Source organism: Pseudomonas imperatae, assembly GCF_057128625.1.
In genome coordinates, this window is record NZ_JBSKHP010000099.1 from 1 (window position 1) to 500 (window position 500).

1 protein-coding gene is annotated in these 500 nt (G+C 39.2%); it reads right to left on the bottom strand.

Annotated elements, in window-relative coordinates; translation table 11 throughout:
- Positions 1-500 (bottom strand): AAA family ATPase (locus ACWKWX_RS32800; RefSeq protein ID WP_483829957.1); only part of this gene is annotated, 500 nt, incomplete at both ends.

Sequence of the window (500 nt, forward strand, 5' to 3'; positions counted from 1 at the left end):
TCCTCTGAAATCATTCCCGATCTTATCAATCTCATCCAATATCATTACAGGGTTTGAAGATTTGCATTTTCGCAAATTTTGTAATACCCTGCCCGGCATAGCTCCTATATAAGTTTTACGATGACCTCTGATCTCGCTTTCATCATGTAAGCCCCCCAAACTAAAGCGAACATATTTTCTGCCTATGGCATGCGCAATAGATTTGCCTAATGAGGTTTTACCGATTCCGGGAGGGCCGAGAAAGCATAGGATAGGGCTTTTCATATCTCCTTTAAGTTGCAAAACGGCCAAATACTCCAGAATGCGGCTTTTGATTTTGGACATGCCATAATGATCTGCATCCAATATTTTTTTTGCGTTTTTTAAGTCGTATTTATCCGTTGTATAATCTTCCCAAGGCAGATCCAACATTAAATCCAAATGATTATACACAACAGAATAATCCGGTGTAGAAGGATGCATCCTTTCTAACTTTTGAATGCCTGTTTTAAAAGCCGCTT